At 67.0% G+C, this 22,016-nt stretch carries 20 protein-coding genes; 11 read left to right on the top strand and 9 right to left on the bottom strand.

What is annotated here, in order from left to right; all coding sequences use genetic code 11:
* Nucleotides 1-47 precede the first annotated feature (47 nt).
* From gmk to fabD, 7 genes are all read right to left on the bottom strand, one after another.
* A complete protein-coding gene (gene gmk / locus ACN0WF_RS18365) occupies nucleotides 48-674 on the bottom strand; it encodes a guanylate kinase (protein ID WP_417774250.1) in 627 nt (208 codons plus the stop codon).
* 84 nt (nucleotides 675-758) lie between these two features.
* Nucleotides 759-1,634: a YicC/YloC family endoribonuclease gene (locus ACN0WF_RS18360; protein ID WP_417774216.1), complete on the bottom strand. Its 876-nt coding sequence runs from the start codon at nucleotides 1,632-1,634 to the stop codon at nucleotides 759-761.
* Between the two features lie 185 nt (nucleotides 1,635-1,819).
* Entirely contained in the window at nucleotides 1,820-3,004 is a 1,185-nt protein-coding gene (gene mltG / locus ACN0WF_RS18355; RefSeq protein ID WP_417774215.1) for an endolytic transglycosylase MltG, read from the bottom strand.
* 124 nt (nucleotides 3,005-3,128) lie between these two features.
* Nucleotides 3,129-4,394 (bottom strand): beta-ketoacyl-ACP synthase II, encoded by a 1,266-nt coding sequence (gene fabF, locus ACN0WF_RS18350; RefSeq protein WP_417774214.1) that lies wholly within the window; start codon nucleotides 4,392-4,394, stop codon nucleotides 3,129-3,131.
* A gap of 63 nt (nucleotides 4,395-4,457) precedes the next feature.
* A complete protein-coding gene (locus tag ACN0WF_RS18345) occupies nucleotides 4,458-4,694 on the bottom strand; it encodes an acyl carrier protein (protein WP_417774213.1) in 237 nt (78 codons plus the stop codon).
* Nucleotides 4,695-4,973: 279 nt separating this feature from the next.
* Nucleotides 4,974-5,711: a 3-oxoacyl-[acyl-carrier-protein] reductase gene (gene fabG / locus ACN0WF_RS18340; protein WP_417774212.1), complete on the bottom strand. Its 738-nt coding sequence runs from the start codon at nucleotides 5,709-5,711 to the stop codon at nucleotides 4,974-4,976.
* Nucleotides 5,712-5,747: 36 nt separating this feature from the next.
* Complete coding sequence (gene fabD / locus ACN0WF_RS18335; RefSeq protein WP_417774211.1) at nucleotides 5,748-6,695, bottom strand: ACP S-malonyltransferase; 948 nt, start codon at nucleotides 6,693-6,695, stop codon at nucleotides 5,748-5,750.
* A 379-nt stretch (nucleotides 6,696-7,074) separates the two neighbouring features.
* Between fabD and rpsF the strand changes: the two genes are divergently transcribed.
* The 3 genes from rpsF to rplI all read left to right on the top strand — a co-directional run bounded on the left by rpsF (nucleotide 7,075) and on the right by rplI (nucleotide 8,484).
* Entirely contained in the window at nucleotides 7,075-7,524 is a 450-nt protein-coding gene (gene rpsF, locus ACN0WF_RS18330) for a 30S ribosomal protein S6 (RefSeq protein WP_417774210.1), read from the top strand.
* Nucleotides 7,525-7,539: 15 nt separating this feature from the next.
* Nucleotides 7,540-7,788, top strand: a complete 249-nt coding sequence (rpsR, locus tag ACN0WF_RS18325) for a 30S ribosomal protein S18 (protein WP_029057383.1) — start codon at nucleotides 7,540-7,542, stop codon at nucleotides 7,786-7,788.
* A 93-nt stretch (nucleotides 7,789-7,881) separates the two neighbouring features.
* Complete coding sequence (rplI, locus tag ACN0WF_RS18320; RefSeq protein ID WP_417774209.1) at nucleotides 7,882-8,484, top strand: 50S ribosomal protein L9; 603 nt, start codon at nucleotides 7,882-7,884, stop codon at nucleotides 8,482-8,484.
* Nucleotides 8,485-8,592: 108 nt separating this feature from the next.
* Here the strand turns inward: rplI and ACN0WF_RS18315 are convergent, their stop codons facing one another.
* Complete coding sequence (locus tag ACN0WF_RS18315) at nucleotides 8,593-9,633, bottom strand: zinc-dependent alcohol dehydrogenase family protein (RefSeq protein ID WP_417774208.1); 1,041 nt, start codon at nucleotides 9,631-9,633, stop codon at nucleotides 8,593-8,595.
* Between the two features lie 149 nt (nucleotides 9,634-9,782).
* Between ACN0WF_RS18315 and ACN0WF_RS18310 the strand changes: the two genes are divergently transcribed.
* Together ACN0WF_RS18310 and tyrS are read left to right on the top strand one after the other, a co-directional pair.
* On the top strand, nucleotides 9,783-10,256 hold the full coding sequence (locus tag ACN0WF_RS18310; RefSeq protein ID WP_417774207.1) for an Lrp/AsnC family transcriptional regulator: 474 nt from the start codon (nucleotides 9,783-9,785) through the stop codon (nucleotides 10,254-10,256).
* A gap of 300 nt (nucleotides 10,257-10,556) precedes the next feature.
* Nucleotides 10,557-11,810 carry a tyrosine--tRNA ligase gene (tyrS, locus tag ACN0WF_RS18305; RefSeq protein WP_417774206.1) on the top strand — a complete coding sequence of 418 codons (1,254 nt, stop codon included), beginning with the start codon at nucleotides 10,557-10,559 and terminating at the stop codon, nucleotides 11,808-11,810.
* A gap of 122 nt (nucleotides 11,811-11,932) precedes the next feature.
* Here tyrS and ACN0WF_RS18300 read toward each other — a convergent pair whose 3' ends face one another.
* Nucleotides 11,933-15,196: an AsmA-like C-terminal domain-containing protein gene (locus ACN0WF_RS18300; protein WP_417774205.1), complete on the bottom strand. Its 3,264-nt coding sequence runs from the start codon at nucleotides 15,194-15,196 to the stop codon at nucleotides 11,933-11,935.
* A 192-nt stretch (nucleotides 15,197-15,388) separates the two neighbouring features.
* Here ACN0WF_RS18300 and bcp point away from each other — a divergent pair, with 192 nt between their 5' ends.
* From bcp to phnE, 6 genes are all read left to right on the top strand, one after another.
* The gene (gene bcp / locus ACN0WF_RS18295; RefSeq protein WP_417774204.1) at nucleotides 15,389-15,859 is read left to right on the top strand and encodes a thioredoxin-dependent thiol peroxidase; all 471 of its coding nucleotides are present in this window, start codon (nucleotides 15,389-15,391) and stop codon (nucleotides 15,857-15,859) included.
* A gap of 59 nt (nucleotides 15,860-15,918) precedes the next feature.
* Entirely contained in the window at nucleotides 15,919-16,770 is an 852-nt protein-coding gene (locus ACN0WF_RS18290) for a ferritin-like domain-containing protein (protein WP_417774203.1), read from the top strand.
* A gap of 106 nt (nucleotides 16,771-16,876) precedes the next feature.
* Nucleotides 16,877-18,268 (top strand): M23 family metallopeptidase, encoded by a 1,392-nt coding sequence (locus tag ACN0WF_RS18285; protein WP_417774202.1) that lies wholly within the window; start codon nucleotides 16,877-16,879, stop codon nucleotides 18,266-18,268.
* A gap of 149 nt (nucleotides 18,269-18,417) precedes the next feature.
* Nucleotides 18,418-19,287: a phosphonate ABC transporter ATP-binding protein gene (gene phnC, locus ACN0WF_RS18280; RefSeq protein ID WP_417774201.1), complete on the top strand. Its 870-nt coding sequence runs from the start codon at nucleotides 18,418-18,420 to the stop codon at nucleotides 19,285-19,287.
* 37 nt (nucleotides 19,288-19,324) lie between these two features.
* Nucleotides 19,325-20,332 (top strand): phosphonate ABC transporter substrate-binding protein, encoded by a 1,008-nt coding sequence (phnD, locus tag ACN0WF_RS18275; protein ID WP_417774200.1) that lies wholly within the window; start codon nucleotides 19,325-19,327, stop codon nucleotides 20,330-20,332.
* Nucleotides 20,333-20,436: 104 nt separating this feature from the next.
* Nucleotides 20,437-21,279: a phosphonate ABC transporter, permease protein PhnE gene (phnE, locus tag ACN0WF_RS18270; RefSeq protein WP_417774199.1), complete on the top strand. Its 843-nt coding sequence runs from the start codon at nucleotides 20,437-20,439 to the stop codon at nucleotides 21,277-21,279.
* The last annotated feature ends 737 nt before the right edge of the window (nucleotides 21,280-22,016 follow it).

The following is a 22,016-nucleotide window of genomic DNA, read 5'->3' as shown; positions in this document are numbered from 1 at the left end:
GTCCGGCGCCCCGGGAACCGGACGGTTCGCCGGGGGCCGGCAAGACCTCAGCCCTCGCCGGTCTCGCGCTTCAGATCGTCGACCATGCCCTCGATGAACGGGCCGATGGCGGGGCAGCGCTCGCGGCGCAGCCGTTCGGCGCGCAGGACCGAGCGCGCACCGTCGAAGGCAAGCTGCAGATCGTCATTGACGATCACATAATCGTATTTCGACCAGTGCTTCATCTCGCCCACCGCCGTCTTCAGGCGCCGACGGATAACCTCGTCCGTGTCCTCGGCACGCCGGTGCAGGCGCGATTTCATTTCGGCGATGGAGGGCGGAAGGATGAAGATCGACACCACGTCCTGGCGCACCGCGTCATAGAGCTGGAAGGTGCCCTGGATGTCGATGTCGAAGAGCACGTCCCGCCCCGTCGCCAGCGCCTCTTCCACCGGATCGCGCGGCGTGCCGTAGTAGTTGCCGTGCACCTCGGCCCATTCAAGCAGTTCGTCGCGCTCGCGCATTTGCTCGAAGCGCTCGCGGGAGATGAAATGATAGTGCACGCCCTCGATCTCGCTCGAGCGGCGCGGCCGCGTCGTCACCGAGATGGAGAGCTTGAGGTTGCTTTCCTGTTCAAGAAGCTGGCGCGCGATGGTGGACTTTCCCGCGCCCGACGGCGAGGAAAGCACCAGCATCAGGCCTCGGCGGCTTGCCTCGGCAACTTCGGCGGTCACGACGGTGCCCCCCGTCTTCTCCGCAGTCGTGTCACTCGCCATCGTCTACTCCAGGTTCTGGATCTGCTCACGCATCTGGTCGATCACCGTCTTGAGCTCCAGCCCGATGGCGGTGAGGTCTGTACCGTTCGATTTGGAACAGAGCGTGTTGGCCTCGCGGTTGAACTCCTGCGCGAGGAAATCGAGTTTGCGGCCCACCGGACCGGCGCCGTCGAGAAGCGCGACCGCCGCCGCCACATGGGCCACCAGCCGGTCGAGTTCCTCGCGAATGTCGACCTTGGTGGCAAGCAGCGCCGCTTCCTGATGAAGGCGCGCCGGATCGAGCGCCGCCCCCGTTTCCATCAGCGCGCCGACCTGCTGGGCGAGCTTTGCACGGATCGCCTCCGGGCTGCGACAGGGCGCAGCCTCGGCTTCGGCCGTCAGCCGGGCGATCTGGCGCAGATGGCCGCGCAGAACCTCCTCGAGGGTCGCCCCTTCGGCCTCACGCATGGCAACAAGCGCGTCGGCCGCCTGTGCGAGGCTGGCCAGCAGCGCCGCGTCGAGCGCGCTGCGTTCGGTCTCGTCCTCCTCCGGCTCCTTCCACTCGATCACGCCCTTCTGGGCGAGAATGCCATCGAGTGCGATCGGAGCGGCGTCCGGCACCCGGCGGCGCACGGTCTCCAGCGCGGAAAGAACCGCATTGAGCGCCGCCTCGTTGATCTGCGGAGCGAACTCGCCCTGCGAGCGCTGGTAGCTCAGCCCTGCCGTGACATTGCCGCGCGACAGGCGCTTCGACAGCACCTCGCGGGTCGGCGCCTCCAGCGCCTCAAGCCCCGCCGGCAAGCGCAGGCGCAGGTCGAGCCCCTTGCCGTTCACCGAACGCAGCTCCCAGGTCCAGCGGGCGGCCCCGATACCGCCTTCCGCCCGGCCGAAACCGGTCATGCTGCGCAGCTTCGCTCCGTCTTGCGTTTCCCCAGCCATTGCCCCTGCCTCAGCCTGTCATCGCGGTCCAACACCCCGGCCCGCAAATGCAAAAGCCGGCGCATGACCGCCGGCCTTCGCCTGAATGTCGTCCGTCCGGCACGGCCCGCGAAACCGCGCCGCTCCGGTGATGGCGCCTACCGCCGTCAGTTCGTCTTGTCGTCCGCGGCAGCAGGAGCTTCCGGCGCAGCCTCCGCCGCACGGCGCTCGCGCTCGATCCGCCGCCATTTGGCGACATTGCGCTGATGCTGCTCGTAGGTCTCCGCGAACACGTGACCGCCCGTGCCGTCCGCGACGAAATAGAGGTCCTTGGTGCGCGACGGATTGGCCACCGCCTCCATCGCCGCACGGCCCGGATTGCCGATCGGCCCGGGCGGCAGCCCGTCGATCTGATAGGTGTTGTAGGGGTTCGGCTTGTCGAGGTCGGAGCGCGTGATCGCCGAGCGGTCGCTGGTCCACGCCGCGCCGCCATGCAGGCCATAGAGGATGGTCGGATCCGACTGCAGCCGCATGTTCTTGCGCAACCGGTTGACGAAGACGCCGGCAACCCGGGGACGCTCGTCGGCCCGCGCCGTCTCCTTCTCCACCACGGACGCGAGAATCACCAGCTGCTCCGGCGTCTCGACCGGCAGGCCCTCCGTCCGGCGGCCCCAGATCTCGGCAAGCGCCTTGGTCTGGTGCTCCTTCATTTCCTCGACAATCTGCTTGCGCGACAGGCCTCGGGTGAACGTGTAGGTCTCCGGCAGCAGCGAGCCCTCCGCCGGGATCTCGTCAATCGGGCCAGTGAGCACGGGATGCTCGCGCACGCGCTCGATGATCTGCGCGCTGGTCCAGCCCTCGGGAATGGTCAGCGTGTGGTAGACGGCCTTGCCGGAGACGAGGTCGTCCATGACCTCGCGCATCGAGCTGCCAGGCTCGAAGGCATATTCTCCAGCCTTCAGCTTCGCCGCGTTCTTGTAGGCGCGCACGCCCGCCCAGAACACCATGCCGTTGGAGATAACGCCTTCGTTTTCCAGCGTATCGGCAATCGCCTGCAGGCCGGATCCGGAAGAGATCACGACCGTCTTCGGCTGGGTCAGCGGACCGGTCGAATCGAACTCGCCCTTGCCCCAGTAGAGCAGCCCGCCAGTGGCGAGCACGCCGAGGACGGCAAGTGTCAGCAGCGCGTTGATGACAATGACGAAGGGATTGCGCACATGGCGCGAGCGCACCGGCGGCGGCGGGCCCGGCTCGGGCTGGATCGCCTCGCGCGGGCTTTTGGGCTGCGGTCGGAACGGAGCCTGCTCCGTATCGTCGCCGTTCTCGGAATCTGTGTTGCGCGTCTCGGTCATGGGTCCCACGGGTCAGCTTGATCGAGGAAAGGTTGTCGCCAATTGCCGCGCAATTGTGGCCAAACCGCGAAGACATGGGGCCCGTGGCGCCCGGGCTCTGCCCGGGCGCCACGAAAGACTTGCGTCAGGCCGCGACCTTGCGGAACACCAGCGACGCGTTGGTTCCGCCGAAGCCGAAGGAATTCGAAAGCGCCGTGTCGATGGTCATCTTCTTGGCCGTGTTCGGAACCAGGTCGATGGCCGTCTCGACTGACGGATTCTGCAGGTTGATCGTCGGCGGCGCGATGCTGTCGCGCATCGCCAGCAGCGAGAAGATCGCCTCGATCGCACCGGCGGCACCCAGCAGGTGACCGGTGGACGACTTGGTCGAGGACATCGTCAGCCCGGCGGCGGCATCGCCGGCAAGCCGCTGCACGGCACCCAGCTCGATCTCGTCGCCGAGCGGCGTCGAGGTGCCATGAGCGTTGACGTAATCGATCTCCGACGCCGTGAGGCCGGCGCGCTTCAGCGCGGCCTGCATGCAGCGGAACGCTCCGTCGCCGTCGGCAGCCGGCGCGGTGATGTGATAGGCATCGCCCGACAGGCCGTAACCGATGATCTCGCCGTAGATCTTGGCGCCGCGGGCCTTGGCGCGCTCGTATTCCTCGAGCACGACAACACCGGCGCCCTCACCCATGACGAACCCGTCGCGGGCGGCATCATAGGGGCGCGAGGCCTCCTCGGCGCGGTCGTTGAAACCTGTGGAAAGCGCACGCGCGGCGGCGAAGCCGGCCAGCGCGAGACGGCAAACGGGCGATTCCGCACCGCCGGCAACCATCACGTCGGCATCGTCCAGCGCGATCAGGCGCGCGGCATCGCCGATGGCATGGGCGCCGGTCGAGCAAGCGGTGACGACCGCTGTGTTCGGCCCCTTGAGCCCGTGACGGATCGACACGTAGCCACCCGCCAGGTTGATCAGGCGACCGGGGATGAAGAAGGGAGAGATCCGGCGCGGGCCCTTGTCGCGCAGGATATGGGCCGTCGTCTCGATACCCTGGAGCCCGCCGATGCCGGAGCCGATCAGCACGCCTGCGCGATACTGCTCGTCCGGGGTCTTCGGCGACCAGCCGCAATCGCGGATGGCCTGCTCCGCGGCAGCCATGGCGAAGACGATGAATTCATCGACCTTGCGCTGCTCCTTGGGGTCCATCCAGTCATCCGGATTGAACGTCCCGTTGGAGCCATCGCCGCGCGGAATCTGGCAGGCGATCTGACAAGCGAGGTCTTCAACCTCGAAACTGCTGATCCGGGACGCACCGCTCTCGCCGTTGAGAATCCGGGTCCAGCTCTCCTCGACACCGCACGCCATCGGCGTGACCATGCCAAGGCCGGTTACGACAACTCGCCTCATCACAAACCTGCATTTGGGCGCGCCGGGCGGGACGAAGGGCCCCGCCCGGCGGCGACAACTGGATTAACCGGCGTTCTGTTCCAGGAACTTCACAGCATCGCCGACCGTCAGAATGGTCTCGGCGGCGTCATCCGGAATCTCAACGCCAAACTCTTCTTCGAAAGCCATGACCAGCTCGACGGTGTCCAGGCTGTCAGCGCCCAGGTCGTCGATGAAGCTGGCCTCAATCACCACCTTCTCGGCGTCGACGCCGAGGTGCTCGATGACGATCTTCTTTACCCGATCCGCGATGTCGCTCATGTGTATTTCCTCGATTGATAACAACGGTATTCTGCTTGTTCAGCGCTTGGCGCCGTACCTCGTATCCGATCTTCGGAACGTGGTGAATGGGGTTCCAGCCCACGCCGACCGGACAAGGCGCGTATTGCCCGCAAGGTCGGCCATGCCCGAGCGCCGAACATTCGTGAACGGGTGTGCTGGCCGGCGGGTTCGTAACATACTTTACCAGCCTTGACCAGCGGGCGCGAACCCTGCTCCGGCGTCACCGGACTGCCTGTGAGCGACGCCGGAATTCCCAAATCAAATCATGGCCATGCCGCCGTTTACATGAAGCGTGTCGCCATTCACATAAGCCGCCTCGTCGCTCGCCAGATAGACAGCGGCGGCCGCGATTTCGCCCGCGCGGCCGAGACGATTGGCCGGCACGCTGGCAAGGATCGATTCCTTCTGCTTGTCGTTGAGCGCGTCCGTCATCGGCGTTTCGATGAAACCGGGTGCGATGGTGTTGACCGTCACGTTGCGCGAGGCGACCTCGCGGGCCAGCGACTTGGCCATGCCGATCATGCCGGCCTTGGCGGCTGCATAATTGGCCTGCCCCGGGTTGCCGGTGACGCCCACGACGGAGGCAATGCCGATGATGCGGCCGGAGCGGCGACGCATCATGCCCTTCACGGCGGCGCGGCAGAGCCGGAAGCCGGCGGTCAGGTTGACCTCGATCACATCGTCCCACTCTTCATCCTTCATGCGCATGAAGAGATTGTCGCGGGTGATGCCGGCGTTGTTGACGAGAATGTCGAGCTGGCCCATGGCCGCCTCGGCCGCCGGCACCAGCGCATCGACGGCGGTGCGGTCGGAGAGATTGGCCGGCAGCACGTGGACGCGCTCACCGAGTTCGGCGGCCAGCGCCTCCAGCTTCTCGGCGCGCGTGCCCGAAAGCGCCACGGTCGCGCCCTGCGCATGGAAAGCGCGGGCGATCTCGGCGCCGATGCCGCCGGTGGCACCCGTCACGAGGGCGGTCTTGGAAGTGAGGTCGAACATGCGTTTCCTCTCGCTCGTTCCTGCTTCGAATGCCTATCAGGCCGAAGCGATATGGTCCATCAGGGCATCGATATCTGCAGGGGTGGACACGGCAATACCGGTCACGCCCGGGGCGATCCGCTTGATCATGCCGGTCAGCACCTTGCCGGTGCCGATCTCGAATGCGGTGGTGACGCCGGCATCGGCCATGTAGGTCACGGATTCGCGCCAGCGCACGGTTCCGGTCACCTGCTCGACGAGCCGCTTGCGAATCTCGTCCGGGTCGGTGATCGCCGAGGCCAGCACATTGGCGACCAGCGGCACAGCCGGGGCCCGCAGGTCCACCTCGGCGAGCGCCGCGGCCATCGCCTCGGCGGCCGGCTGCATCAGGCCACAATGGAACGGCGCGCTGACCGGCAGCAGCACCGCGCGCCGCGCGCCGCGCCCCTTGGCGATCTCGATGGCGCGCTCCACAGCGGCCTTGTGGCCGGAGACGACCACCTGCCCGGGCGCATTGTCATTGGCCGCCTGGCAGACCTGATCGGCGGCCGCTTCGGCGGCCACTTCTGCGGCGGCGTCGAAATCGAGGCCGAGACGCGCCGCCATGGCGCCCTCGCCCACCGGCACCGCCTGCTGCATCGCGGCACCGCGAATCCGCAGCAGCCGCGCGGTGTCGCCAACACTCAGAGAGCCGGCGGCGGCGAGCGCGGAATATTCGCCGAGCGAATGGCCGGCGACGAAGGCGACCGAGGCGGCAAGGTCGAGGCCGCGTGCCTCCGCCACCCGCATGGCGGCAAGGCTCACGGCCATCAGCGCCGGCTGGGCGTTGGCGGTCAGGATCAGGTCGTCGGCCGGACCATTCCACATGACGTCGCTGAGCTTCTGGCCGAGCGCCTCGTCCACCTCCTCGAACACGGCGCGGGCCTCGGCGAACTGGTCGGCAAGGTCCTTGCCCATGCCGACGGCCTGGCTGCCCTGACCGGGGAATGTGAAAGCAATGCTCATGACAAGATCTCCACCTTTCGTTCGCCGAACCTTCGCGCCGGCGTGCGTCATGCTATGAGACTGGGGCGCAATGACACGGGCGACCGCCGCCCTGTCAAGGTCCCGTGGCCGAAAAAACGCCGCTGCGCCAGCGCCGGGCCTTGCGCGCGGGGCGAACTGGTGTATAAGCGCGACTTCGTTCGGAACTCAGGCCGGGGGCTGAACGGAAGGTCGGAATGTGGCGCGCCGAATGCGCGTCGCGGTCTGACAGGACGGCGCACATGCCGCCCGACTTCCCGTGTCTCCGCCTTCGAAGTAGCTTCGATTTGCCTTTCCTGAAGGCTCGAAGAGGCTTGGCGCCGGGTTCCGGAAATTTGAACCACTGGAAAGGCAAAGAACCATGCCGCTTTACGAGCATGTCTTCATGGCGCGCCAGGATGTTTCGGCCCAGCAGGTCGAGCAGATGGTCGAGCAGTACAAGACCCTTCTGGCCGAGAATGGCGGATCCGTCGGCAAGGTCGAGGCCTGGGGCCTTCGCACCCTCGCCTACCGGGTCAACAAGAACCGCAAGGCTCACTACACGCTGATGAACATCGAGGCATCGCCCGCGGCGGTCGCCGAGATGGAGCGTCAGATGCGCCTCAACGAGGACGTCCTCCGCTTCATGACCCTCAAGGTCGATGCACACGAGGAAGAGCAGTCCGCGATGATGCAGAAGCGCGACCGTGACGACCGTCGCGGCGGACGTGGTGGCCGTGGCGACCGTGACCGTGGCGAGCGCGGCGATCGTGGTGGTGACCGCGGCGATCGCGGTGGCGACCGTGGTGGCCGCCGGTTCGACGAAGCATAAGAAGGAGACACAACCATGGTCGATATCGCACAGCTTCCGACGCGCCGTCCCTTCTTCCGTCGTCGCAAGACCTGCCCGTTCTCCGGCGCCAACGCTCCGAAGATCGATTACAAGGACATCCGCCTCCTGCAGCGCTACATCTCCGAGCGTGGCAAGATCGTGCCGAGCCGTATCACGGCCGTGTCCGCCAAGAAGCAGCGTGAGCTGGCCCGCGCCATCAAGCGCGCCCGCTTCCTGGGCCTGCTGCCCTTCGTGATCAAGTAAGATCGCGACACCAAATCGGCTGAGGCCGCCGCCTGGCGCGCGGCCTCTAACCGCGCGTTAAACCGCGCGGGACAGACGAAAAGGACAATACACATGCAGATCATTCTTCTTGAGCGCGTCGCCAAGCTCGGCCAGATGGGCGAAGTGGTGAAGGTGCGCGACGGTTTCGCGCGCAACTACCTCCTCCCGCAGGGCAAGGCGCTTCGTGCCAACAAGGCCAACCTGGCCCGCTTCGAGACCGAGCGTGCCCAGCTTGAGGCCCGCAACCTCGAGCGCAAGGGTGAGGCCGAGAACGTCGCCAAGACCCTCGACGGCCAGACCTTCATGGTCATCCGTCAGGCTGGCGAGACCGGTCAGCTCTACGGCTCCGTGTCCACCCGTGACATCGCCGACACGCTGACCGACGGCGGCTTCTCCGCGTCACGTTCGCAGGTTCGCCTCGACAAGCCGCTGAAGACCATCGGCCTGCACGAGGTCATCGTTCTTCTGCACCCGGAAGTCGAAGTCTCGGTCACGCTCAACATCGCCCGCTCCGCGGACGAAGCCGAGCGTCAGGCACGCGGTGAGGACCTCACCGGCCGCGAAGTCGACACGTTCGAGTTCGAGGAAGACGACGAGGACCTCGAGGGCGAGGACGAGGATGGCGAGGCCACCGAGACCGACGCCGACGAAGAGGCTTCCGAGGAAGAGCTCTGATCTGATTTCTCTCCGCTTGCGCGGTTGAAGACATCAGTCTCGAAAAATCAGGCCCCGCCCGGCATCGCCCGGCGGGGCCTTTTCGTTTCGCAAACAGGGTTCCGTGGGTCAGAAGCGCGTCACGATCGTCGCCCCGACGGACTGGAAACGATCCATCTCCATCAGCGCCGGGATCGACTCTTCCAGACTGATCTCCTTGCCCACCAGCCGCTGCGGCGCGAGTTTCCCTGACAGCACCATGGACAGCATCGCGTCATAGCGATGCGCCTGCATGCCGTGGCTGCCGAGGATCTCCAGTTCGTCGGAAACGACCTTGCTCATCGGCACGGCCGGCGTGCTCTGTTCGCCCAGCATCAGCCCCACCTGCACATGCTTGCCGCGCTTGCGCAGATTGAGCACCGAGTTGAAGCAGGTGGTCGGATGGCCGAGCGAATCGAGCGACACATGCGCGCCGCCGCCGGTCAGCTCGATCACCGCCGCCGGCACATCGCCGACGCTCGCCCCATTGACCGTGTGGACGGCGCCCAGGGCGCGCGCCAGTGCCAGCTTTTCCTCCGAAATATCGATGGCGACGACATTCGCACCCACCGCATTGGCGATCATGACCGCCGACAGGCCGACACCGCCGCAGCCGTGCACCGCCACCCACTGGCCGGCCGACACCTTGCCCTGATCGATCACTGCGCGGAAGGAGGTCGCGAAGCGGCAACCGAAGCTTGCGGCGGTGGCGAAATCAACGCTCTCGGGAAGCGCGACGACATTGAGATCCGCCTGGTGGATGGCGACGAACTCAGCGAAGGAGCCCCAATGGGTGAAGCCCGGCTGGGTCTGGTTGTGGCAGACCTGCTGGTGGCCGGCGTTGCACTCCGGGCAGGTGCCGCAGCCGCTGATGAAGGGCACCGTCACCCGGTCCCCCACCTTCCAGCGCGTCACGTCGCGGCCCACCGCCTCGATCACGCCGGCAAGCTCGTGGCCCGGCACATGCGGCAGCTCGATATCCGGATCATGGCCCATCCAGCCATGCCAGTCGCTGCGGCACACGCCGGTGGCGCGCACGCCAATGACGACGCCGTTCCGATCCGGCGCGGGGTCCGGCAGCGTGACGAGTTTCGGGGCCTGCGAGAAGGCTTCATAGAGGACGGCTTTCATCGGTTCTCCCTGCCGGACCGGGTTGCTTGGATCAAGTGGCGGCATCCTAGTCGGCGGCTGCGAGGTTTGTCTTTCCAACTTCACGGTTGGGTCGTAAATTTCGGCAGACTCTTCCTCACATCGCCAAACAAGGACAAGAATCCCCTCAAATGACCCGGATCGATAGGCTGGATGCCGACATTCTCGACCGTCTGCAACGAAACGGGCGTCTTTCGAACGCCCGGTTGGCGGAGTCGCTTTCGCTCAGCGAGACGCCCTGCTGGCGGCGGTTGAAACGGCTGGAGGAAACCGGCGTGATCGAAGGTTATCAGGCGGTGCTCAACCGACGCGCCCTCGGGCTCGGGGTGATGGCCTTCGTGCAACTCACCTGCTCCCGGCATGGCGAGCGCGACACGGCCGAGTTCCAGCGCATCATCGCCGCGAGCCCCAATGTTCTGTCCTGCCACAACACCACGGGCGACGCCGACTATCTGCTGCAGGTGGTTGCCCGCGACCTCGACGCCTACAGCGCCTTTGTCGAGGCGGTCCTGCGCAAGCTGCCGGGCGTCACCGGGATACGATCCAGCCTGTCGCTGCGCGAGTTGAAGGCCTCGAACCTGCTGCCCGTGGCCGAGCGCGACTGAGCAGGCGCCGTCACCGCGCCGTCATGCACCGGTGCTAGTGAAGTCCCGGTGCCGACAGATCGACATTGCCGTCGATCCTTGCCCGTCGGCTTCGACCCGCAAACTCCTTGGCGGCCGGTTCGTCCGGTCGCCTTTTCTTTTGCGCGCGGAGCCTGTCCCCTGGTGAGGCAGACCGGGATGCGGTGTGGCAACAGCTGCCGGATTCCGCGTATTTCCTCCGTGATCTTGGCAGCCACATCGGGTATGAGGTGCAGGCCCGCGACGGGCACAATCGACCAACTCAATGGACAATCAGGCACAATGACCGCTTTCAAATCGGATTTCCTGAAGACCCTGAGCGAACGGGGCTTCATCCATCAGATCTCGAACCCGACCGGGCTCGACGAGCTGTATGCGTCCGAGACGGTCACGGCCTATATCGGCTTCGACTGCACGGCCAGGAGCCTGCATGTCGGTTCGCTCGTTCAGATCATGATGCTGCACTGGATGCAGAAGACCGGCCATCGCCCGATCGCGCTGATGGGCGGCGGCACCACACGCATCGGCGATCCCTCGTTCCGCGACGACGCGCGCCCGCTCCTGTCGGAGGAGCAGATCGAGGACAACAAGTCCGGCATCCGCAAGGTGTTCGACCATTTCCTCGACTTCGGCGACGGGCCGAAGGACGCGCTCATGCTCGACAATGCCGACTGGCTGATGCAGCTGAACTATGTCGATTTCCTGCGCGATGTCGGTCGGCATTTCTCGATCAACCAGATGATCCAGCGCGACGCCGTTCGCCTGCGTCTGGAGCGCGAGCAGCATCTCTCCTTCCTGGAGTTCAACTACATGCTGCTCCAGGGGTACGACTTCGTCGAGATCTACCGGCGTACCGGCTGCCGCGTGCAGATGGGCGGCTCCGACCAGTGGGGCAACATCCTCTCCGGCGTCGACCTCGGCCGCCGCATGGCCGAGGTCGAGCTGTTCGCACTGACAACGCCGCTGCTCACCACCGCCTCGGGCGCCAAGATGGGCAAGACGGCCGCCGGTGCGGTCTGGCTCAACCCGGACATGCTGTCGCCCTATGACTACTGGCAGTTCTGGCGCAACACCGAGGACGGCGACGTGGAGCGCTTCCTGAAGCTCTTCACCACGCTGCCGCTGGACGAGGTGGCGCGCCTTGCCGCGCTCGGCGGCTCGGAGATCAACGAGGCCAAGAAGATCCTCGCCACCGAGGCGACCGCCATGGCCCATGGCCGGCTCGCCGCGGACGAGGCGGCGGAAACCGCGCGCCGCGCCTTCGAGGAAGGCGCGATGGCGGATGGTCTTCCCACGGTCGACATTGCCACCTCCGAGCTCGAGAACGGCATCGGCCTTCTGGCCGCCTTCGTCACCGCCGGCCTGTGCGCCTCCAACGGCGAGGCCCGCCGTCAGGTCAAGGGCGGCGGCATCCGCGTCAACGACGCGGTTGAGCAGGACGAGAAGCGCGTGCTGACGACGGCCGATCTCAAGACGGACGGCGTCCTCAAGCTCTCCCTCGGCAAGAAGCGCCATGTGCTGCTGAAGGCGGTCTGACCACCGGCGCAAGCCGCCGCAACAACAAACGACGACGGGCGGCCCCTGGGGCCGCCCGTTTTGCGTTCACGGCCGGAATGGTGAGCGGTCGCGGGCGCAGGCGGGCTCGCCCCCTTGCCGGCTCAGCGGTACTCGAACAGCTTGCGGAAAATGCCCGGCGCGATGGCCGAGGCCGGATTGACCGTGAGTACCGGCTCGCCGATGGCGCCGGAAAGCTTGTAGGTCACGCCGATCAGCCCCTCGTCGGAGCCCCCGCCCAGAGCGAAGCCCAGGATCGGGATCTTGGCGAAAAGATTGTTGAGCGCGAAGATCGGCACGAAGGTGCCGGTCAGATCCAGCGTCCGGTTGGCGAGATTGACGTTGCCGGAGACGGTGCCGCCGATGGTCGCGCCCTCCAGCGTCCCCTCGGTGATCGTCAGCCGGTCGCCACGCCGTTCGAAGAACAGGTCGAGAGCGCTGAACGACGCTTCTCCGTTGCGCTCCGAGCCGGCGAGGATCTGCTTGCGGCGCGAGCCCGCGTCGATGACCTGATTGGAGCGCGCCAGAGCCCGGATCGCCGGATCCTCGGTAATGGCCAGCCGCTTCACCTTGAACCGGCCGCTCCAGTTCTCCTGCGACGGCATGGAGACGGAGAGGATGCCACGACCGCCGCGCATCCGCTCATAGAGGTTGGCGAAGCGCAGCAGCGCGCCTGTGTCCTCGATGGAGCCGGTGAGCTTGCGGCCGCCCCCTTCCTCCGAAAGCGAGAACTGGAACTGCCCGCGCGCGCTCGACACGCCGTTGAGGGAGAGCGCGCGAATGCCGTCCTTGCCCATCGACATGCGCAGCGTGACATTGGCGAGGCTGACGCCGTTGAAGCCGGTGAGCTGGTCGATGTCGGCGCTGACACGGTAGGCAGGCTTCTTCGCGGCGCCCTTGCCGCTCTCGCCCGGGCTGGCGAGGCTCGCGATCAGACCGCGCCCGTCGAACCGCGCGGCGCGGAAGTCGGCGACAGTCTGTCCGCCCTCGCGGCCGATCCTGAGCGTCGCCTCGTCGTTCGGCCGCAGAGCGAAACGGTTGAACTGGGCGCTGACGAGATCGCCGGCGCCGTCGAGCGTGATCGAACCGGCGATCTCGACGCCTTCCGATGTCAGCCGGAAGCCCCGGATCTCGCGCCGCCCACCGGTCTCCGTCATGGTGAAGCGCGCCGTCGCCGGCACGCCGGAGCTCTTCGTCCAGCCAACCTGTGCAAGATCGATGCGGGCGCGCGCGAGGTCGATCTCGAAGCTCTGCCCAGTCTCCGTCTCCTCGCTGGAGAGCCGAAGCTGGCCGTTGACGAACTCGCGCAGATCGATGCCGCGCCCGGCGAGCTGATCCGCCGACACATCCAGCACCACGCCCTGGCGCGCGGCCACCGCCGCGCCCTCGCCATTGCCGAGGGGAATGACCAGATCGAGATTGGCAGGCAGCCCGTCGAGCCGCCCCTTGCCCTTGAGCTCGAGCCGGCGGTCGTCCACGTCGAAGGCGAGATCGGCGCGCGACAGCCGCTGCCCCTCGATCGGCTTTGCGTTGGCGAAGTTGCGCAAGCTGCCGGAGACCTGCCAGTCGACGGTGTCGATGTCGATATCCTTGATCAGGGGAAACCGCGCGGACAGAACCATCTTGGCGGAGCCGGAAACATCCGCCGGCGTGATCCCCTTCTGCTTGAGGACGTGGAAGGGCTCCGCGTCCAGCACCGTGGCGACGGAGGCCACCGGCCCGTCAAGCGTCAGCTTGAGCACGCCGGTCTTGTCGCCGCTCTCGCGAATGTCGGGGATGGAAAAATCGATACCATCCACCGCGATCTGCTCTCCGGCACGCGCGACCATGATGCCGTCCGAGGCAGCTACCGTCAGCACTTCGTTGGAGACCGTCAGCTTGCCGTCGAGCCCTTGTGCCACAGGCACCGTGCCGACGGTCTTGAGGCTGAGGTCGGAGAAGCTGATCTCGACGGTCACATCGTCGCCCGACCAGCCGGGAGCTGGATCGGACACGTCGAAGGCGGGCGGCTGCAGCGCGATGGTGGCACGGCCGCCGTCGATCCGCCCGTCGATCATGTGCTCGATCACCCAGTCGCGCGCCGGCGGGATCGTGGTCACCGGCCAGATGCGCTTGAGCGTCGCCACCGCCATCGGCCCGCTCTCCATCGCCAGCGCCAGATAGGGACCGTCGTCGCGCAGCGTCAGAGATCCCGCGCCGTCGAGATTGGCCGAGCCGGAGCGCAGCGCGATCCGGTTGAAGGCGATCTCGCGCGCCATCGGGTCGGCCTGCCCCTCGACGAGCAGTGTTTCCATCGCATAGGGCGGCCCGGGCACGTCGTCGGGCGCAATCGAGGCATCGTGGGAAACGATGCGGTAGGACCATTGCGTCTCCCAGTCGCGTGGCGGCTGCACCACCCCCTCGAAGGGAATGACGGTGTTGCCGCGCACATAGACGGAAGGCGCGATCTGGAAGCCGGGCGTCCCCGCCAGCCAGGCGAACTGCATGTCGATCTTGTCGAAGGCGACCACGGAACGGCCGGTGTTGATCCAGCCGGGCGAGACCACCGCGCTAAGCCGCGTCGAGACGAAGGCGCCGTCCTTGTCGAGGGTGGAATCAAGGCGGATGTCGACCGGCACGCCAAGCCCTTTGCCCGTGCTGATGTTGCTTTCCAGCGGCATGAACTCGCCGAGCGTCACATCGTCGACGTCGATACGCACCAGCCGCGCGCCGCTGCCGGGATCGACGCTGTGGCGAAGCCCGACGCGCCAGCGCCCGAGGCGGCCGGCCACTTCCGCATCGACCTTCAGCTCGGCATCTCCCTCGCGCGTCAGCACCGCGTCTATACCGCGCATGCGGTAGGTCGCCGCACCTTCCGCCACGACTTCCGCCGACACCAGTTCAATGCGCTCGATGGCGCGGCGCGCGAGCTGGTCGAGCGCCAGCCGCGCGGCGCTGTCGGCGGCGAGCGAAAGGGTTTCCATCGCCGGAATATCGGTGTTGTCGCTCTCCGGCCGCTGGATCGAGAGCTTCGGCTGTTCCAGGGTGATCGTGGAGACCTCGAAGCGGCCCGACAGGGCAGCGAGCAGGTCGACAGGCGCGGAAATGCGCGGCACCACGACGGAGAGCGGCACATCGCCCTCGACCTCGATGGCGATATTGGCAAGCTCGATGCGCGCCGGCAGACCGGAGGACAGGTCGATGGTCGCCGAGCCGACGGTGACATGGGCGCGGTCCGAGGAGGCCCGCGCCTCCACCGCGCGCGCCAGATAGCCGATGGAGACCGGCCCCTGCAGCAGGATCGCCAGCATCGCGCCGACGACGAGCACCAGCACGAGGAGCAGCCCGCAACCCCAGACGAGAAGGCGCGGCCTGCGGGGCTTGCGCAAGGTATCCCGCAAAGGCTTGTTGCGGTGGGTCAGCCGATTTAACAGTGTTCCAGTCCTCGGGACAAACAGGGCCAGCCAACATCGATTCGACGCGAGGAACAGTATGCCCCTCGCGGATCGCTTGCGCTCACATCAATAGCAGAGACTCACGTCTCCCTATCTTCCCCTCTCCAGTGTCGAAAGGATGGCAGAATGAGCGAACTCACCAGTGGAACCGCCGCCCCCGGCTTCGAGCTTGCCACCGACGGTGGCGGCTCGGTCAGCCTCGCCGGGCTCAAGGGACGCAAGGTCGTCCTGTATTTCTACCCGAAGGACGACACCTCCGGCTGCACGAAGGAAGCCATCGCCTTTTCCGCGCTGCGTGCGGAATTCGAGGCCGCCGGCGCGACGATCATCGGCGTCTCGCCGGACACCGCTCAGAAGCACGACAAGTTCAAGGCCAAGCACGAGCTCACCGTGACGCTCGCCGCCGACACGGAAAAGACCGTTGCCGAGGCCTATGGCGTCTGGGTGGAGAAATCCATGTACGGCCGCAAGTACATGGGCATCGAGCGCTCGACCTTCCTCATCGATGGCGAGGGCCGGATTGCCAAGGTCTGGAGCAAGGTCAAGGTGCCCGGCCATGCCGAGGCCGTTCTGGAGGCGGTGAAGGCGCTCGGCTGAGCGGGCCGTCTCTCCCCTCTCGTCTTCCCGATGATCGCAAGCACACGCAGGACCCTTCCGTGGCCGTATCCCCGACCCGTGCCGACCTGACCGGCTACATCCCCGCATCCCTTGCCGATGGCGCCAGGCGCGTGGTGGAGACCCCGGACCTGGAGGAGAAGATCCTCGTCGCCCATGCGACGGCGCGAGCGTGGTTCGGCCGCGGACTTTCGCTCCGCCGCCGCACCGGCGCGACGCCGATGCCGGATCAGCCCGGCCGGCCGGCCGCGCCGGTGCTGCTGCCGCCGCGCGAGATGCCCAGGCGCGCCGTCGGCGGCACCGCCGGGCGCGTCGCGCTGCTGCACTCGCTTGCCCACATCGAGCTCAATGCCGTCGACCTTACCTGGGACATGGTCGGCCGCTTCGCCCACCTGCAACTGCCGCGCTCCTTCTTCGAGGACTGGGTGCGCGTCGGTCTGGAGGAGGCCAAGCACTTCTCGCTGCTGCGCCACCGGCTCGCCGCCCTCGACTCGTTCTATGGCGCCCTGCCCGCACATCACGGCCTGTGGGAGGCGGCGGAAAGCGCTGGCGACGATCTCGCCGGCCGACTCGCCGTGATTCCCCTGGTGCTGGAGGCACGCGGCCTCGACATTTCCCCGCCGATGATCGAGAAGGCACGCGCCGTCGGCGACGAGGACACAGCAGCCATCCTCGAGATCATCTACCGCGACGAGAAGCGCCACGTCGCGTTCGGCGCCAAGTGGTTCAGATTCCTGTGCGACCGCGAGCGCACCGACCCCGAGGCCCGTTTCCAGGACCTCGTCCGCCGGCATTTCCGCGGCGGCCTGAAGCCGCCCTTCAACGACCGCGCCCGTTCCGAGGCCGGCCTCACTCCCGGCTTCTACCGCCCCCTCGTCCGCCTCATCGGCTGACCCATTTTGCGATCATTAGCATTTGTTAACCTTAATGCTTTTAACTTCCGCCCTGAAGGTCGCGAAGCGTTCGTGCGCGGCAACCAGAAGACGGGTCCGGAGAGTAATGACGGGACACGGGGGCTATTCCCAGCAGGAGTTCGGCAAGCGCAAGGAGCCGCATCGGGTGATCATTGCCCGCGGCGACAACGTGCGCAGCTTCACGATTTCTCCCTGGGTCGCGGGACTTGGCACGGCCATCGGCATCTGCCTCGGCCTCGGTTACATCGGCGCGACCGCCTATCTGGTGCTGCGCGACGACATCATCCAGGCCTCGGCGGAACGCCAGGCCGAGATGCAGCTTTCCTACGAAGACAGGATCTCCTCGCTGCGTGCGCGCATCGACCAGTTGACGAGCCGCCGCGTGCTTGAGCGCCGCAGCATCGCCGAGCAGCTCGAGGACGTCGTTACCCGCCAGCAGGATCTGGGCAGCCGCCAGGAGCATGTCGCCCGCGTGCTGGCCCGTGCCGCGCAAAGCGGCATCCGTGTCGCCCTCGGCGGCCCCCTGCCGCCGTCCAAGCCCGACATCGACGCCATCAAGCCGTCGCTCTCGACCGCAGCGCTCGACGCGCCGTCAATCCGCGATCCGCGCGCCAACATCGGCGGCACACCCGAGCCCATCGAGATTTCGCCCGTCCTCAGCCTGCGCGGCAGCCAGGGTGACTATGGTGGGGCCGCGGCCGCCGCCGCCGCCCAGGCCGCCGGCATGCCGTCGAAGCGCCTGCGCGACATCGCTCCCGAGACGCCCGCCGGAAAGCCCGACGAGCGTGCCGAACTGCTCGAGGGCGTCAGCAGCGCGCTGGAGCGCATGGACGGCGAGACCAATGCGGCGCTGGAAGTCATTGCAGCGACGGCAGAACGCAACACCCGCACCATCACCGAGGCGGCGGACAAGCTCGGCCTGAAGCTCGCCGGAAAGGCAACCGCCAGCATGGGCGGCCCGTTCGTCGCCCTGGGCGACGTCGACTTCGACACCCGCCTCGCCCGCGCGGAGGCCGCTCTCGAAACGCTCGCCACCGTCAAGACCGCGGCCCGCGGCATTCCGCTCGAGAAGCCGGTTCCCAGCGCCGCGATCACCTCCTCCTACGGGCCCCGCCTCGACCCCTTCCTGGGGCGCATGGCGATGCACACCGGCATCGACTTTCGTGCCGTCACCGGTACGCCGGTGCACGCCCCCGCTCCCGGCAAGGTCACCTTCGCCGGTCGCAACGGCGGCTACGGCAACTCGGTCGAGATCACCCATCCCAGTGGGGTCACCACCCGTTTCGCCCACATGAGCCGCATCGCGGTCAAGGAGGGCGACGAGGTCGCCCTGAACGACACGCTCGGCTATGTCGGCACCACCGGCCGCTCCACCGGCCCGCATCTCCACTACGAGGTGCGCCTCGACGACCGCCCGCTCGACCCGATGCCTTTCGTGCGCGCCGGCACCCGGCTGAACCCGCTGCTCGAGCATTGAGCCGCCTCGGCCGCCGGACTTCGGCGGTCGACGCGCGCGCCTGACGCCCCCTGACAAAATTCACAGGCCGTTACGGCACGCAAAGCCGAGCGCTGTCATGTCGCTGAAACACTCCTGCCCTACGCCACGGGGCAAGGAGATTTCAGCTCATGCCAGCCATCGAGACGCGCGCTGTTTCCAAGGCGTTCGAACGCAACAAACCTGTCCTCAAGCGTGTTTCGCTTTCCATCGAGGAAGGCGAGATGGTGGCGCTGATCGGCGCCTCGGGATCGGGAAAATCGACCCTGCTGCGCCTGCTCTGCGGGCTTGAGACGGTCGACCGCGGCACCGGCGGGACCATCGCACTGTTCGGCAGCGACGTGCAGGTCGACGGCCGGCGCACGGCACAGGCGCGCCGGATCCGCCGCGACGTTGGCGTCGTCTTCCAGCAGTTCAACCTCGTCAACCGGCTCAGTGTTCTCAAGAACGTTCTGGCGGGACGGCTCGGCAAGACCGCCTCCTGGCGCGGCACGCTCGGCCTCTTCGCCCACGGCGACAAGCTGCGCGCGCTCAAGGCGCTCGAGCGCGTCGGGATCGTCTCCTTTGCCCACCGCCGTGCCTCCCGTCTTTCCGGCGGCCAGCAGCAGCGCGCCGCGATCGCCCGCACACTCACCCAGGAAGCGCGACTGATCCTCGCCGACGAGCCCATCGCCTCGCTCGACCCCGCCTCGGCGGAATCGGTGATGGAGACCCTGTCGCGGATCAACCGGGAGGACGGCGTCACGGTCGTCGTCTCGCTTCACCAGATCGACCATGCCTTTCGACATTGCAAGCGGATAGTCGCGCTGAAGAACGGCGAGCTCGTCTTCGACGGGCCCGCCGCCGACGTCGACCGCGCCGCCCTCGCCGCCCTTTATGACAGCGACGTGCTGTCGGACCGAGACATGCCCGCCCCGGCCGAACCACCGGTCCCCGGGCATGGCGACGCGCCCCTGGCCGTCGTTTCCAGGGAGACTGCCCCGGAGGCGATGAGGGCCTGAAGCCCTCTTCCGCCACTTTCCCAACCAGGAGCCTGCCATGATGAAGAACGTTCTCGCGGCCGCGACGCTCGCCGTGACCCTGACCTCCGGCCCGGCCTTCGCCGAAGACGCCGGCAAGCTGCCGGAAGTGATCAACTTCGGCATCATCTCGACCGAGAGCGCCTCGGTCCTGGAAGAGAACTTCAAGCCCTTCCTTGACGACATGGCCGCCTCGCTCGGCGTCAAGGTGAAGCCGTTCTTCGCCTCCGACTACGCCGGTGTCATCGCCGGCATGGGCGCCAAGCAGGTGGACGTGGCGTGGTTCGGCAACAAGTCGGCCATCCAGGCGGTCGACAAGGCCGGTGGCGAGGTCTTCGCCCAGACCATCAAGGACGACGGCGAGCGCGGCTACTACTCGCTTCTGATCACCCAGAAGGACAGCCCGCTGAACTCGCTCGACGACGTTCTGAAGTGCGACAAGACGCTGACCTTCGGCAACGGCGATCCCAACTCCACCTCCGGCTACGCGATCCCGGGCTATTACGTCTGGGCTCTGAACGGCAAGACGCCGGAAGAGTGCTTCGCCCGCGTCACCGCCTCCAACCATGAGGGCAACGCGCTCGCCGTCGCCGCCGGCCAGGTCGACGTCGCCACCAACAACACCGAGTCGCTCTACGCCCGCCTTGCCAAGTCGAACCCGGAAGCCGCCGGCCAGATCAAGGAAATCTGGCGTTCGCCGCTGATCCCGTCCGACCCGATGGTCTGGCGTGCCGACCTGCCGAAGGCCGCCAAGGAGAAGATCTACTACTTCTTCATGCAGTACGGCCGCTTCGGCGACATGGAGAAGGTCAAGCGCGAGCGCGAGAACCTCGCCAAGCTCTCCGACGGCTGGGGCCCGTTCCTCGCCTCCTCCAACGCCCAGCTTCTCGACGTGCGCCAGATCGAGGCCTTCAAGGCCAAGCTGAAGGCCGAGGCGTCGGGCGACGCGAAGGCCATCAAGGCCGCCGACGCGCAGCTCGCCGAACTCGCCGCGCAGGCCAAGGTCGTCGGCAAGGGCGGCTACTGATCGCAGTCCCGGGCGCGGCCCTCGCGGCCGCGCCCGCATGATCGATCCGGCGGGCCGCGAGACCACTCGCGGCCCGCCGCGCTGATGAACGGACGGATGAGAGAATGAACGACATGACCGCCGGGAACGATGCGGCCGCAAGGCAGGACGAACTTTCAGACGCGATCCGCGCGCAGCTTCGCCCGCAGTGGGCGAACATCGCACGCAGCGCCGCCATCCTGTCGGTGATCGTTCTGCTGCTCGCCCTCTCCTACTATCCGACCGAGATGAACAACTGGACGCGGCTGCTGACGGGCAACGCCTTTCTCGACAGTATGATCTCCCAGTTCCTCAATCCCGACTTCACGAGCCTGTCGCTCTACATCCGCAAGATGGTCGAGACCGTGCAGATCGCGCTCTGGGGGACCGTGCTCGCCATCATCTTCGGCGCACCGCTGGCGCTTCTCGCCTCCAGCAACATCGCCCCCGCCTGGGTCGTCTTCCCGATGCGCCGGCTGATGGACGCAAGCCGGGCGATCAACGACCTGGTCTTCGCCGTGCTCTTCGTCGCCGTCGTCGGTCTCGGCCCGCTGCCCGGTGTGCTCGCCATTTTCGTGCACAATCTCGGCATCGTCTCCAAGCTGTTCTCGGAAGCGGTGGAGGCAATCGACGCGCGCCCGGTCGAGGGCATCCGCACCACCGGCGCCACCCGCGTGCAGGAGATCCTCTACGGCGTCATCCCGCAGGTCATTCCGCTGTGGTCGAGCTTCTCGCTCTATCGCTTCGAGACCAACGTCCGCTCCGCCACCGTGCTCGGCATCGTCGGCGCCGGCGGCATCGGCTTCACCTTCAACGAGGCCTTCAAGGGCTTCCGCTTCGAGGAAGCAAGCGCCATCATCATCGTCATGGTCGTCACCGTCTCGCTGATCGACATGATCTCCTCGCGCCTGCGCAAGATGCTGGTCTAGCACCAGCCCCCGACGCCGAGGCGGGCAGGCGAGACCCCACGGGCGCAACTGCGGGCATGCCGGAGCGGGTGCTGGCGGACGCGGGAGAGTGCGCAGGCGCGGATGCGAGCGTGGAAGCAGACGCGCCCCCCCGCATCGTCGCCCCCGCACACGGCTCGCCCGCACCACCGACCGCCCACATCGCCGACCGCCCACATCGCCGGTTGCCACATCGCCGGCCACCGTCCTCATCGCTGCCCCCACATCGCCGGCCATCGCATCGCCGACCCGCGCGCCCCGCACCACCGTCACCCCGGGCTTGACCCGGGGCCTATTGGTTCCCGCAGCGCCCGCAGTACGGGCTCCGCATCCTGCGGAACGCCCCAGGCAGACCAGCCGCCGCATCGCCCGCAGCAAAGTGGATTGGGTCCCGGGTCAAGCCCGGGATGACGTCTGTGAGATCGGCCACCGCCCACCGCGCCGCAGCCCCCCGTGCGACTGTAAACGGCTCGCCCGCATCGCCTTCACCACCGTCACTGCCCACATCGCTGACCGCCACATCGCCGGCCACCGTCCTCATCTCTGCTCCCACATCGCTGCCCCCCGCATCGCCGACCGCGCGCCCCTCACCACCGTCACCCCGGGCTTGACCCGGGGCCTATTGGTTCCCGTAGCGCCCGTAGTACGGGCTCCGCATCCTGCGGAACGCCCCAGGCAGACCAGCCGCCGCATCGCCCGCAGCAAAGTGGATTGGGTCC

The organism is Stappia sp., from assembly GCF_048268045.1.
Taxonomy (GTDB): Bacteria; Pseudomonadota; Alphaproteobacteria; order Rhizobiales; family Stappiaceae; genus Stappia.
The sequence above is the reverse complement of the archived record's forward strand: the minus strand, read 5'-3'. Positions and strand labels throughout refer to the sequence as shown.